Source organism: Paenibacillus sp. DRB1-1 (assembly GCF_052119485.1).
In the GTDB taxonomy this organism is placed as follows: Bacteria; Bacillota; Bacilli; order Paenibacillales; family Paenibacillaceae; genus Paenibacillus; species Paenibacillus polymyxa_B.
Genome location: NZ_JBODQH010000001.1, coordinates 126,348 through 139,488 on the forward strand (window position 1 = coordinate 126,348; position 13,141 = coordinate 139,488).

The window sequence follows — 13,141 nt, forward strand, 5'->3', positions numbered from 1 at the left end:
CACAAGGGGCCCGCAAATGTGGCTTATTTAAGGGACCATTCGAACAGATTACCAGACAAGCCAATGAACGGACTGACCTTTACATGTTCCATCCGACCATTGTAGGCATATACCGTCTTCTTATAGTTGGTAAAAATAGCGGGCAGTTCATCGTTTAGCAGCACATATAATTCTTGATATATTTTCTTACGTTCTTCCATATTCGTCGTAGACAAGCCTTTTTCATATAGCTCTTTTACCTTTGGATTGTTATATCCCTTGACTTCTCCATTGACGAATTGCTCGATTCCATCTGATGGATCTGTCAGCATGCCTGTCGAGAAGGCGGCAAGATCATAATCCTTACCTTCTACTTTGGCGACCATGGCATTAAAGTCTGCAAAGATTTCCGGCTGTAGGTCAACGCCAATCGCTTTGTAATTTTCAGCCGCAAGCGCAATAAAGGTGTCTGTTTCTGGACGTTTAGAGGTCAGCAGGTGAATGGTCAGCTTCTGACCGTTTTTCTCACGGATGCCGTCACTACCTTCTGCCCAGCCCGCTTCATCCAGCAGCTTTTTCGCTTGCTCTGGGTCGTAGTTGTATGGATTGATTCCATCGGTCGTGTAAGACCAGAATATTGGGGAAGCTGGAATGTTTGCGACCGCCCCTGCTCCCTGAGCTGCGTCGACATAAATGCTTTTCCGATCCAGTCCATAGGTCAATGCTTGACGAACCTTTTTATCCTTAAGCTTTTCATTTTCAAGATTTACTTGCAAATATCCATAAGTGCTAGGGGTATACGGCAAAATGTTTAAAAAGCCAAGCCCTTTTAGTTTGTCGATATTTTCCTGAGTTGCGGTGAATTGAGCAAAATCGGTATCGCCTGTTTCTATGAATTGCCAAGCGTCGCCTTCTGCTGTTTTGTAAATGAAATGCTGTGTTTTCGGTTTGCCTTTGAAAAAGTGATCATTCGCCTCCAGTCGAACTTCTTGCCCTGGAATGAACTTTTCCAACTTATAAGCCCCATTTCCCAGAGGGCTACTATGTAAATTTTTAAAATAATCCAGCTCTCCGAACTTGTAATCCTTGCCGTAGTAGGCTTTGGACAGTACATAGTCACCCAGAATCTGCAGAGCCAGCGCGTTTGGTTTTTCCAATGTCGCAGAAATGGTCTGCGCATCAATCACCTTGATTCCTTCAATTTGTTTTGCCTTGCCTTCCGTATAGTCTTTGCCGCCTTTAATGTTCAGCTTTCGGATTTGGCTGTCACCAGGATAGGCTTTGTCATAGATCAACGTCCAGGTAAAAGCGACATCCTCTGCTGTCAAAGGAGAGCCATCACTGAATTTTGTACCGGGAACCAGATGAAACGTGTACGTTAGATTATCCTTGGAAATATCCCAGCTCTTAGCCAGATTGGGCAGCGGAAGCCCCTTCTCGTCTACCGTGACCAGCGGAGTCCACAACTGCGAAATCACATTGCCGTCATAGCCGCTTTGGTTAAAATACGGAGTAAACACCCCGGCTGGGTCAGTCAGACCAACAATAATCGTGTCGCTTCTCTTTTTGGACACTTCCGGCAATTTGGATAAATCTGAAGCTTGTACCAGACTTGTTAATGGCTGCGCTGTAGCGGCTGTCTGTGCGACATCACTATTTTGCGAAGTAGCATCATTAGCGCTATCTGATCCACCACTAGAGCAAGCTGCTAATAAGGTAGAACTTGCCAGAAGTAGACTGCTGAGTAGAATAATTCCCTTTTTCAAAATAATCCCCCCGAGTTAATTTAGTAAATTCCGATCGAACAAGTTGTAATTAATAAGATAAATCTCATTATAGGAATCTATTCCGGTTCTGTAAAGAGAGAACTCCATTTTTTATGTAAAAAAATAGACGCCAACTCATCTGGATTCCAAATGATCGACGTCTATTTGTTTAAAGTGTTAAAGTCTAACTGGTGCGTGCAACCTAATTTCGCTCCATATAGCCAAGAATGCTCCGATGCATTTCATCCACAGCCGAAAGCCGTGCGCTATATCCGAGTAATGTTTCGCCATCAAAATGTGCATGGATGAAGCCAGAGGCCCGGAGTTTGAAAATATGGTCGTGGGTGATTCCCTTGGACAGCTTGAGATGACGGACAATCTCAATAAAGGTTCGTGGAGATTGGCTTTGATACAAATATTTTAAAATCTTAAGCCTGCTCTTCTCCCCCAAACTTCGGATCATTCGATATTCCTGCGGGGATAAAAAATCATCCTCCTGAACATAAATCCCTGCCGAATAATGGCACAACAGGAGCGACCCAAATCGATAAATGATATTAATCGGCTGAAAATGGTATTGAGGCACCAGCAACACCCGCGTCAGTCCTTTGGAAGGCTCGAACCGGAAGCCATTAGTGGTACGATCTACCCACTCCATAGTGCTATATACGCCCTTCTCCTTATTTCTCCGTTCAGCTTCCTGTTCCAGACCGCTTAGAATACTCGTATCCACATGGCGAAAATACTCCTCGTCCCAGCCAGATAGCAGTTGCAAAGCAAGTTTACGAAGCTTCTCCATATCGTCAGGCAGCTCGATCCCATGGGCTGATGCCAGTTCGTTTAATTCCTGTACAGTCCGGTTCTCCAGACGGTCTACGACCTCTTTAACGTTCCCATGATCAGAAAGCATACAGACGAGTCCATAAATAACCTTCCAATCTGCATTGATTTCCATGGACTCCAGCAATTTGGACAAACCTGGGGACAGCGTTCCACGCACTTGCTCCGCCCACCCGGCTGATAAATCGGTCTTCTTGTAAGCCTTGCGGCAAATAAAGGTGTGTAAGCTGCTAAGCAGCTCAAAAACCGGTCCATATGCTACATGTACATCGTAAGGAGCATTCACGTCGTGACTCATCGCTTTCTGTCCTCTTTTCTTTCATGTCTGATGTCCATTATACATACTATCGTACACCCGTTCATTCTTAGTGATCCATTCATACGAGAATTTAGCAAAACATAGATACAAATATGAAGGAAACAAACGCCATAATCAAGGCGCAAAAAAAGCCTGATCTCATCAGACTCTAACTGATCAGCTATGAATTAGAAAAGGTTGTCTCCCACAAATATTGTAGGAGACAACCTCTGGACAAATAGTATGATGTTTAATGTTTGTTAGCTGCTACTTTCCACTCTAATATCCCTGTGGATGCTGAACCTTTGGATACCATTTCAATTCTCAATTTCGCTGTTTTTACAGGCGTAAAAGTAGTCGTATTATACTGGTCTGCCGAAGTACCCAATCCATTAGCCTGCTTGACATTGGACCAGCTACGACCATTCCAATACTTAATCTTGTAAGACTTAGGAACATCAATGCCACCGCCATCTTTAAACCAATAGATTTCCGTTTGGGATACCGTATATTCCTGATCAAAATCATATTGGACCCATTGTGTACCTGTCTCAGGCCAATTGCCGTACACGGCATGACTTCGATCATTAGAGCTGGTTGGATCAAATCCATCATGGAGTGCGCTTATATCTTCCCAAGATGAAGTATAGGAAGTGCTGACCGTTGCAGCTGGTGCAATGTTTACGTTTTCATCAGGTGATGTATCGATGGGACCCTCATCACCTCTAGTCGTATTAAGGAAACGAGAAGTATCTTTTTTGAGCTGACTCCAGGTATAACGCAGCATCCAGATATCCCAGTCTGTGATATGATCGGAATCACCAGCCCACATAATGGTGTTGGTTGGGAATCCACCCGGTGGACGCTCGTGTTCTTCATAAAAATCAGTTAAGCCAAATCCATGCCCAATTTCATGTTCCGTGATTTCAATCTCATCCGAGTTTAAAGTGCTAAAAAGGTAATCATCATTCACACGTTGACCCCAATCCTGACCGGTTCCTCCTACAAAATTTTCGGTTACCCACAAATACATATCAAAGCGTTTATCATATCCACCCGGATACGAATAGTACGGGTCCCAATAGTGCTCATATCTGGACAAGGCTGCCGGCGCAACCGGGAGTACAGCGGGAATTTCAGGTTTTTCGGAAGCTAACTCATCTGTAGTCGTATCCGTATAAACGACCTCGTCAGGTTGCTTGTCCAGTAATAGTGAAGGATCAGCAACAGCCCACCCTACCACTTTTACTTTAATATCTTGATAGGGCCAGCCATCATATCCTTTGAGATGCTCCGTCCAATGATTCATCTGGCGACCTAGCATTCTAGCAATATCTTGGCGTTGTTGCAGTGTAACGGGCTTAGAAGATTGCCAGCGCACAACGTAATTGATTGCCCCTTTTCCCGCATCAATTTGATCAAAAATCGTGTTGTTACGAGCAGTTGAGCCTTCAGTCAACATCCTATTCTTCCAAACCCATTCCACTGAGGATTTGAGATAGGGCGGCATATCAGCTAACGTCGAATCACCCGTTGCCGCAACCACAGAATTCCCGTTTAGATGAGAATCCGCTGATACAAAACTAGCGTTTCCTATCAGTAATGAACTAGCAATGACTACTGAAAAAGAAGCCATCATCATTCCTTTTCTGTTCAACATGTATGTACCTCCATATCCATTTGTATTATTGCAATAGTGTTCTTGAAACGACTATCTCTATCACCTCTCTTTTCGTGTTTGCGAACTAATCTAGGAGATCAAGAGTACACTATCAATCCTCCTTGTCGTTTTTTGTAAATAATCACAAATCATATTATCACTGGATTTTTGCATCGTCAATATTTTCCTTAATAATTTAAATTAGTCATTTTAATCGTATATTGGAATATATATACCCTTTGCATGCACAAAACTGGTATTTTATAAAATGAAAAAACCGTTTATTCACTAAATCAATTCCACCACAGAATTTGATTTTGGAACAAACGGCTCTATTTATAATCGTTTTCACACTACTCTAGCATTTTTTAGCGGGTAGGAAAACGAGTAGTATCCTTCTTGACCTGGCTCCAGGTATAGCGCAACATCCAGGTATCCCACTCTGTTATTTTGGGAGAATTTCCGGCCCACATAATAGTTGGCACAGGAAAACCACCGGGTGGACGCTCATGTTCTTCATAGAAGTCAGGCAACCCGAATCCATGCCCCATCTCATGCTCTGTAATCTGGATTTCATCCGAATTCAAGGTGTTCAGGATATAATCATCAGGCATACGTTGCCCCCAATCTCCGCCGGCTCCACCCTGAAAATTGGAAGTTCCCCATAAGTACATATCAAACCGCTTGTCCAGTCCACCCGGGTAAGAATAGTTAGGGTCCATAAAATGTTCAAATCTCGATAGTGCGTTAGGAGCAACCGGAAGTTTAGCTGGAATATTCGGGTCTGTTTTACTTAAGTCATCTGTAATGGTATCCGTGTAAACGATTTCATTAGATTGTTTGTTAAGAATCTGTGATGGATTCGCAACGGCCCAGCCTACTATTTTTACTGTAATATTGTTATAAGGCCATCCATCATACCCTTTCAACTGCTTATTCCAATTATTGATTTGGCGACTCAGCATAGAAGCCATATCTTTACGCTGCTGAAGAGTGATATTTTTAGAGGATTGCCAACGCACTACATAATTTAGCGTTCCTTTTCCCGCATAGATTTGATCAAAAATCAAATTTTTACGGTTGGTAGAGCCTTCTTTGACCATTCTATTCTTCCAAACCCATTCTATCGATGGCTTAAATTTAGCAGGTATATCAGCAGCAGCCAAATTAATATTTGTCGACTCTATATCAGAAGTGCTTTCCAAATCTGAGGCTGCTGAACCAACGTTAGCCCCGCCAACCAGTAAAGAAGCAGCCACTACCAATGAAAAAGAAGCCATGATCATTCCTTTTTTCTTCGGCATTTATTTAACCTCCATACCTTTTATTTTTACGAGACATCTAAAACGACAACGCCTACTCTCTTATTACACCCGCTCTCGATTTTGAATAAAATTACAATTTTATACTATCATTGGAATGATATAGCGTCAAACAAAAATATCCCCTCTACAAGGAGGGGATAAGTATCCATAGACTAGGCTCGCACTCCTACTCTATGGATATCAATGTCGATTCTGCCAGTGAAGCCAGTAGCTTCGCTGTTCCGGGCAACGCGCGTTCGTCCAGATCAAAGGCAGGATGATGCCATTCCTGACTTCCCGCAGTGCCAACAAAGACAAACACACCGGGGATGTTCTTCTGATAAAACCCAAAATCCTCGCTCGCCGAGGATGGTATGGGACGAACTACGTCCAGACCGACCGCTTCTGCCGCCTCTTCCGCGATGACGGCCAACTTACCGTCATTCAGTACAGGTGGCGGACCCTCGATCCAACGGATAGATGCTTTCGTGCCGAAAGCATTGGCAACGCCTTTTACGACCTGCTCAAAGCGCTCAGTCACCTGGGCGCGAACATTCTCATCAAATGTGCGAATTGTTCCGTCCAAATGTGCACGGTCAGGAATGATGTTCCAGGCGTTGCCACTGTGCAGCTTCGTGACGCTAATGACCGCGCTATCCAGCGGATTAACGTTCCGACTCACAATGGATTGCAGCGCCGTAATGATATGTGACGATACCACGATGGGGTCAATCCCTGCATGCGGCACTGCCGCATGTGTGCTCAGACCCTCCACCTCGATGTAAAAACCATCCGCCGCTGCCATTAGCGGGCCTTCTTTGATGCCGACCGTGCCTACGGGCAGGTCCGGCTTGTTATGTAGGCCAAATATGGCCTGCACCCCTGCCAACGCACCGCTGTCCAGCACTTGGGTAGCGCCTTTGGCCTTTTCCTCAGCTGGCTGGAAAACCAACCGAACCGTGCCTTTCAGCTCCTGCTCCCGCTGCTTCAACAATACGGCTGCTCCTAACAGGGATGCGGTATGAAAATCATGCCCACAGGCATGCATCTTGCCGGAATGCACCGAAGCATAAGGCAATCCCGTCTCCTCCTGAATAGGCAACGCATCAATGTCTGCACGAAGCGCAACAGTTGGTCCCTCCTGCTGTCCGCCGATTTCCGCTACTAATCCGGTACGTAGCGGCACATCCAGAATGGTTATGTTCTGTTCTTCCAGCAGACGGCGGATAAAGGCGGTAGTTTCAACCTCCTCGTTAGATAACTCGGGATTTCGATGCAGATGGCGGCGAATGTCCACCAGCTTCTGCTCCAAAACCTGCTCCTTCGTCCCGGTTGATCCACTCATCCCTATTCCTCCTTCGTGAACCCAAAATAGTTATAATTCTCTCAGACCAGCAACATCTAGGACTGCACAGGCAACCCGGCAAAAGCTTCATGCAATAACTCGAATGAGCGCACGCGCTTGTGTATATCCCTTATTCCTGTCGTAACAATTAGCTCATCGGCCTGATACTTCGCTTGAATTTCCGTCAACACAGCATAGATTTCGTCTTTATTCCCTTTGTTAATTTGCGCTTGTGTAGCTTCAATTGTATATTCTTCACCTGATTGCTTGCCGAACTCTTCTGCACTTTCCAGCGTGCCCACCGTAGCCGTCTTGCCACTGGCCAGATGAATTTTGTACAGCTTGTGCTCCCCTGCTAGCTCTGCAGCTTCCTCGGAAGTGTCCGCTACGATGACTGAAAGCGCAAAAAGAGCTTTCGGTTCACGTCCATAACTATAATCGAAAGACTCCCGATACGTACGGAATGATTCCAATGCAACCTGCTCATTACTATTGATAAATTGCGAGAAAACGTAGGGCAACCCCAAACGCGCAGCAATTCCAGCACTGTCTGTACTTGTACCCAAAACGTAAATATCCGCTGGTGTTTCTGGAATCGGATTCGCCTGTAACCCGGCTAACGGTCCTTCTTCAGACGGAATATTATGAATATAGCCACTTACTTCATCAATTTTTTCTTCGAGAGAAGGCGCGTCATGAACGTTTCGTTGTAACGCCTGTGTGGATTTCGGCAACCCGCCCGGCGCACGTCCGATTCCCAAATCTACGCGACCCGGTGCAAGAGAGGAAAGCACATTAAAGTTTTCAGCTACTTTATAAGGGCTGTAATGCTGAAGCATCACTCCACCAGAACCGACTTTAATACGCTCAGTGCGTGCCAGCAAATGGGAAATGAGTACCTCTGGCGAAGAGCCCGCAACCTGCTCGGAATCGTGATGCTCTGATACCCAGAAGCGCGTAAACCCCAATTCCTCTACACGCTGTGCTAGCTTAATCGTATTACGAAGGGCCTGCGCTGCTGTTTCCCCCTCATGTATAGGGCTTTGATCCAATACTCCGATTTTAATACTCATGTCTCCCTCTCCCGTCTAAATTGAATAGTTATATTCCGGTGTAATCCGTTTCAGGAACTGTTTGGTACGTTCCTCTTTGGGGTGGTTAAAAATGTCGTCCGGTGTGCCTTCCTCGATAATATGACCGCCATCCATAAATACCACATGATTTGAAACATCGCGCGCAAAACCCATTTCATGTGTAACGACAATCATTGTAATGCCTTCCTTCGCAATCTTGCGGATCACCGACAGCACCTCACCCACCAACTCAGGGTCCAGCGCCGAAGTCGGCTCATCGAACAAAATCACTTCCGGGTTCAGCGCCAAGGCACGCGCTATGCCAACACGCTGCTGCTGCCCGCCGGATAGCTGGCTTGGATAATGATTCAGCTTTTCACCCAGACCGACCTTTTCCAGCACTTCAATGCTAATTTTTTTCGCTTCCTCGTGCTTGACTTTGCGGACAACGACAAGTCCCTCCATGACATTTTCCAGTGCTGTTTTATGCTTGAACAAATTGTACTGCTGAAAAACCATAGCCGTCTTTTGACGTAGAGCCAAAACATCCTTCTTCGCAGGTCGCTTGCAGTTCACTGTAAAATCGCCAATGCTGACTTCCCCATCATTCGGCTTTTCCAGATAATTAATGCAGCGTAGCAGAGTCGTTTTTCCTGAACCGCTCGGGCCTAAAATAACGACGACCTCGCCTTTGTTCACGGTCAAATCAATGCCTTTGAGCACTTCATGTTTGCCGAACGACTTCGTTATATTTTGCAGACGGATCATGATGCTCGACCTCCATTAAACACATTGATTTTTTTCTCCACTAAGCCGGATATTCGCTCAATTAATACCGTCAAACCCCAAAATAGCAGTGCAGCCGCGATATATACCTCTAAATATTTCCAGTTGGTAGATGCCAGAATTTCAGCCTGTGCCTGGATTTCTGTGACCGAAACCGTGAAGGCCAAGGTAGAGCCATGAAGCATCCCAATAACGGAATTCGTCAGGTTTGGCAAACTCACCACGAACGCCTGCGGAAATACAATCCGTCTCAGCACTTGCCACGTCGTCATACCAACGGCATAAGCCGCCTCGATTTGCCCCTTGTTGACCGATTGGATTCCAGAACGGACGACCTCAGACATATACGCGCCACTGGTAATGGAAAACGAAATGAGTGCAAATACCATATAAGGAACATCTTTGGAATGCAGAGGCCAGCCGAAATGCTTCGCTCCCGCATCAATCAACAAAGGCAAACTGAAATAAATAAGCAGCAAATGCATCAGCATCGGTGTGCCACGGATAAAGGTAACGTAACCGTGAGAAATTTGGGACAACACAGGAACCTTATAGATTCGCGCCAGTGCCGTTATAATACCGATGACCAACCCTGCCAGTACGGAAACCACCGTAATAATTAAAGTGTTGGGCAGCGCGGAGAACAACCCTAAAAAGGCAGTATATATAAATCCAAAATCCAGACTCATATGCCTTTACCTCCTTTACTAAGACGAGGACTTCTCAGGTAGCGCACCACAAAACCTTTTCGTTTTTCGGGTTCTTTCTGTACTGCATCCCGATGTTCATGCCGGAGAAGCGTATTTTCCAGCACCTTGAACAATTTTTGTAAAATCAGACTGATCACCAGATAGATAAGGGATAACGCGATATAGGTTTCAACAAAATGCTGGGTAGCCGACCCTAATGTCTGTGATTTCCCTGTCATCTCCATCGCTCCGATCGTAAATGCCAGCGAAGTATCCTTCAGATTGCCAATCACCAGATTAGAAAATACTGGAACCACCACAGCCAGCGCTTGCGGCATTATGATACGTGTGAAGGTCTGATAGCCTGACATGCCGACGGACTGCGCAGCCTCGATTTGTCCTCGATCTACTGCCTCTACTCCTGACCTGATAATTTCGGAAATAAAGGCTCCACTATTGAGCGCGTAGGTCGCTACGGCAAACCACAGCACATCCCATCTGGAGGAATTGATATCCACCAGCTTTAGTAGCTCTGGTAGCCCGTAATACACCAGAAACAATTGGATTAGAATAGGTGTTCCGCGAAAAAAGGAAACATACACTTGAGAAACACGTTTGAGAAATGGAATGTTATACATGCGAGGCAGCGCAACCAACAGACCAATGATAAGCCCCAATACAAGCGAGCTTGCCACAATAAACAAGGTGATGTGTAAGTAAGACAGCATTTTCGGGATAAAGCTAAAAACATAGTCAATATTGAACTCTCTGCTCATATGCCTGCCTCCTTTCTATACATCAACGGTCAGAATACATAGAGTACCCTGACCGCTGAAATGTCCAAGTCTATCCTTACTTCTTACTGCTACCTTCTTTTTTCACATCTTCCAGAGACTTAGTGAAATCCTCTCCAAGCCATTTAATGCTCAGCTTCGACAACGTACCGTCGTCCTTCACTTCCTGAATGGCTTTGTCCAGGTCATCCGCCAATCCTTGCTCATTTTTGTTCAGTACATACAGTACATCCGATTGAGTCAAAGGATCACCAACGGTCTTCAGAGCTACTTCTCCTTTTTCATCGGTGTTAAAACGGTTCGCAAAGTCTGTCGTAACGGTAGCATCTATACGGCCGCTCGTAATTTGTTGTACCGTATCATTGGCTGCACCACTCGTATAAACGATATTCAGGGCATCTCCGTGGGTTTTGTTATACTCTTTCAGCACATACGCCGCATTACTGGTTGGACTGGTGAGTACCTTTTTTCCTTTCAAATCATCAATTGAATGAATGGTATTGTTATCCTTCGCTACAGCGACTCTGTTCAGAAAAATGCTATACGGATTTTTGTTGAACAGATACTTGGCTTCGCGCTCCGGGTTTTTTTCCATTTGATGCGATACCAGATCAATCTTGCCGGCATCGAGACTTAGCAGCAAATTTCCAAAGTCCATCGTTTTGAATTCAAATTCGTATTGAGGCAGGCGCTTGTCCAGCTCCTTAATCAGCTCCACATCAAAACCTGTTAAATTTCCGTTTTCGTCAATAAAGCATACATTTTTGAATTGAGTGCCTGTGCCTACGATAATTTTCTTCACGTCTCCGCTTGAACCTGACGCGCTAGACGCGTTATCTGAGGAACCGCAGCCTGCCAACACCAGGATGATTGCCATAACAGACAATATTGCAAACCACTTTTTCATATGAATCCCCCTCATCTCTTTGTATATCAGCAGTTTGCGACATACATGGTAGCTACAACATCTGATTATTAATAATTCCTATAAGTTTAATTGGTTTTAGGATGTGATTAATTTAACACCTGGAAACCAATACGTCAATCCATCAAGCCATAGAACTTTTCTATAACAAAACAGCACCCCGGAAACCTTCTGTCAGTGCATCTGCAAAATCCGAGGTCACTGCACAGTCTTCTTTGGTCGCTATTATGCTAATCTGCATAGACACCCCAGCTACCTCTGGAACATGGATACGGAACAGTTTCTGATCTTTCACTTCACGGTTCACACAGACATCGGGCAAAAAGGCAATACCCGCTTCTTCCAATACCAGCTTTTTGGCCGTGACCACATTGTCTACCTGAAAAGCAATGTCCGGTGGCTGCTCCAGTGATTCAAAAGCGCGATGAATCCTCATCCAATCTAGTGATCCGCATTCGAAAAACACCAGTGTTTCACGTTGAATATCCTGTATGCTGGCCTTTCCTGTCTTCATAAACGGATGGCCGTCGTATACATACAGGGAAATCGGATCTTCATAAAAAGCAAGCGTACGGACAGCCGGATGCATCACTTTACGGACAAAACTGATGTCTACCTCACGGTTCAACAGCTTATGTACCAGTTGATCCGTCGTAGCCGTCACAATTTTGTAGTTAACCTCTGGATAACGGGCACGAAGCTGCTTTAATATTTCAGGAATGATGTAGTTCGACACCGATATCGTGCAGCCAATTCGAATTTGCTGAGGGGCTTTCTTACGCTGTTGGAGCTTTTGCTTCCCTTTTTGCAGCACCTGAAGCATCTGCTCCGCATAAGGAAGAAACTTTCGTCCATCCTCCGTCAGAACCGTTTGCTTGCTTTGGCGGTCGAACAGCTTGCATTCTAGCTCGCGCTCTAACGTCTGAATCCGTGCTGTAACGGAGGGCTGGGACAAGAACAAGGCTTCTGCCGCCTTGTTAAAGCTTCCATAATGATTCACGTATACAAAGGCTTCCATATTCTCGATATTCATACGCAAGTCCCCCAGTAAGTTTTATATACATTTATCCAATACGTTAACTTGGTTTTTTGTATCATAAAACTCACTGAACGACCTGTCAATGGAAATATTGAAAATATCTATAACTTTAATAGCTCATTTAGTTCTTTAACAGAACGTTCCAACCGTGCCACCAATTCTTCGGACAACCCGTATAGTCCATCCGGCAGACGTTCGACCCACTGATCCACTGCATACACCCCGCCAAGAATATGTCTTCCACCCAGTGCATTAATAACCGGCTTCAAGGCATAGTCAATGACCAGCAGGTGAGCCAGCGTGCCTCCGATAAATAAAGGCAGGACAGGTTTCCCCCTTAGCCCCTCCTGCGGAACCAAATCCAGGAATACTTTCAATAGTCCTGAATAGGACGCCTTATAGACTGGAGAAGCCACAATAACGGCATCCGCTGCTGCAATCAGCGCAAGTGATGCAGTGACATCGGGACTATTAAAGTTAGCCTTTATCAAATCCTCCGCTGGCAAGTCGACCACATTCAGCAGTGTGACCTCCGCTCCAGCCTGCTGCAACTGCTCCGTTGTATAGTTAACCAAGCCGTATAAACGGGATTGTGTAGACGGACTGCCTGATAGGATGACAACCTTGGACATATTTTTTCCTC

At 45.2% G+C, this 13,141-nt stretch carries 12 protein-coding genes; all 12 read right to left on the bottom strand.

Annotated elements, in window-relative coordinates; all coding sequences use genetic code 11:
* Window positions 1-23: 23 nt before the first annotated feature.
* The 12 genes from ACQW03_RS00490 to ssuE all read right to left on the bottom strand — a co-directional run bounded on the left by ACQW03_RS00490 (window position 24) and on the right by ssuE (window position 13,130).
* Window positions 24-1,745 (bottom strand): ABC transporter substrate-binding protein, encoded by a 1,722-nt coding sequence (locus tag ACQW03_RS00490; RefSeq protein ID WP_441947794.1) that lies wholly within the window; start codon window positions 1,743-1,745, stop codon window positions 24-26.
* 202 nt (window positions 1,746-1,947) lie between these two features.
* Window positions 1,948-2,883: an ArsR family transcriptional regulator gene (locus ACQW03_RS00495; RefSeq protein ID WP_071640715.1), complete on the bottom strand. Its 936-nt coding sequence runs from the start codon at window positions 2,881-2,883 to the stop codon at window positions 1,948-1,950.
* A 250-nt stretch (window positions 2,884-3,133) separates the two neighbouring features.
* Window positions 3,134-4,543 (bottom strand): discoidin domain-containing protein, encoded by a 1,410-nt coding sequence (locus tag ACQW03_RS00500; RefSeq protein WP_441947796.1) that lies wholly within the window; start codon window positions 4,541-4,543, stop codon window positions 3,134-3,136.
* Window positions 4,544-4,911: 368 nt separating this feature from the next.
* Complete coding sequence (locus ACQW03_RS00505) at window positions 4,912-5,847, bottom strand: dockerin (protein ID WP_441947798.1); 936 nt, start codon at window positions 5,845-5,847, stop codon at window positions 4,912-4,914.
* A 187-nt stretch (window positions 5,848-6,034) separates the two neighbouring features.
* Window positions 6,035-7,192 carry an amidohydrolase gene (locus tag ACQW03_RS00510; RefSeq protein ID WP_220031251.1) on the bottom strand — a complete coding sequence of 386 codons (1,158 nt, stop codon included), beginning with the start codon at window positions 7,190-7,192 and terminating at the stop codon, window positions 6,035-6,037.
* 56 nt (window positions 7,193-7,248) lie between these two features.
* Entirely contained in the window at window positions 7,249-8,265 is a 1,017-nt protein-coding gene (locus tag ACQW03_RS00515) for an LLM class flavin-dependent oxidoreductase (protein ID WP_071640707.1), read from the bottom strand.
* A gap of 15 nt (window positions 8,266-8,280) precedes the next feature.
* Window positions 8,281-9,033 (bottom strand): amino acid ABC transporter ATP-binding protein, encoded by a 753-nt coding sequence (locus ACQW03_RS00520; RefSeq protein ID WP_071640705.1) that lies wholly within the window; start codon window positions 9,031-9,033, stop codon window positions 8,281-8,283.
* Window positions 9,030-9,740 (bottom strand): amino acid ABC transporter permease, encoded by a 711-nt coding sequence (locus tag ACQW03_RS00525; RefSeq protein ID WP_023988356.1) that lies wholly within the window; start codon window positions 9,738-9,740, stop codon window positions 9,030-9,032. Before ACQW03_RS00525 ends, ACQW03_RS00520 begins: the two co-directional genes overlap by 4 nt.
* The gene (locus tag ACQW03_RS00530; RefSeq protein ID WP_076294145.1) at window positions 9,737-10,516 is read right to left on the bottom strand and encodes an amino acid ABC transporter permease; all 780 of its coding nucleotides are present in this window, start codon (window positions 10,514-10,516) and stop codon (window positions 9,737-9,739) included. Before ACQW03_RS00530 ends, ACQW03_RS00525 begins: the two co-directional genes overlap by 4 nt.
* Before the next feature lie 76 nt (window positions 10,517-10,592).
* A complete protein-coding gene (locus tag ACQW03_RS00535; protein ID WP_023988354.1) occupies window positions 10,593-11,441 on the bottom strand; it encodes a transporter substrate-binding domain-containing protein in 849 nt (282 codons plus the stop codon).
* Window positions 11,442-11,601: 160 nt separating this feature from the next.
* The gene (locus ACQW03_RS00540) at window positions 11,602-12,492 is read right to left on the bottom strand and encodes a LysR substrate-binding domain-containing protein (protein WP_441947802.1); all 891 of its coding nucleotides are present in this window, start codon (window positions 12,490-12,492) and stop codon (window positions 11,602-11,604) included.
* A 107-nt stretch (window positions 12,493-12,599) separates the two neighbouring features.
* The gene (ssuE, locus tag ACQW03_RS00545; RefSeq protein ID WP_071640701.1) at window positions 12,600-13,130 is read right to left on the bottom strand and encodes an NADPH-dependent FMN reductase; all 531 of its coding nucleotides are present in this window, start codon (window positions 13,128-13,130) and stop codon (window positions 12,600-12,602) included.
* Between the last annotated feature and the right edge of the window lie 11 nt (window positions 13,131-13,141).

Coding starts and splice junctions, on each gene's coding strand:
- ACQW03_RS00500 (WP_441947796.1), bottom strand. CDS start 4,543: ATGTTGAACAGAAAAGGAATGATGATGGCTTCTTTTTCAGTAGTCATT.
- ssuE (WP_071640701.1), bottom strand. CDS start 13,130: ATGTCCAAGGTTGTCATCCTATCAGGCAGTCCGTCTACACAATCCCGT.
- ACQW03_RS00510 (WP_220031251.1), bottom strand. CDS start 7,192: ATGAGTGGATCAACCGGGACGAAGGAGCAGGTTTTGGAGCAGAAGCTG.
- ACQW03_RS00505 (WP_441947798.1), bottom strand. CDS start 5,847: ATGCCGAAGAAAAAAGGAATGATCATGGCTTCTTTTTCATTGGTAGTG.
- ACQW03_RS00525 (WP_023988356.1), bottom strand. CDS start 9,740: ATGAGTCTGGATTTTGGATTTATATATACTGCCTTTTTAGGGTTGTTC.
- ACQW03_RS00495 (WP_071640715.1), bottom strand. CDS start 2,883: ATGAGTCACGACGTGAATGCTCCTTACGATGTACATGTAGCATATGGA.
- ACQW03_RS00540 (WP_441947802.1), bottom strand. CDS start 12,492: ATGAATATCGAGAATATGGAAGCCTTTGTATACGTGAATCATTATGGA.
- ACQW03_RS00520 (WP_071640705.1), bottom strand. CDS start 9,033: ATGATCCGTCTGCAAAATATAACGAAGTCGTTCGGCAAACATGAAGTG.
- ACQW03_RS00535 (WP_023988354.1), bottom strand. CDS start 11,441: ATGAAAAAGTGGTTTGCAATATTGTCTGTTATGGCAATCATCCTGGTG.
- ACQW03_RS00515 (WP_071640707.1), bottom strand. CDS start 8,265: ATGAGTATTAAAATCGGAGTATTGGATCAAAGCCCTATACATGAGGGG.
- ACQW03_RS00530 (WP_076294145.1), bottom strand. CDS start 10,516: ATGAGCAGAGAGTTCAATATTGACTATGTTTTTAGCTTTATCCCGAAA.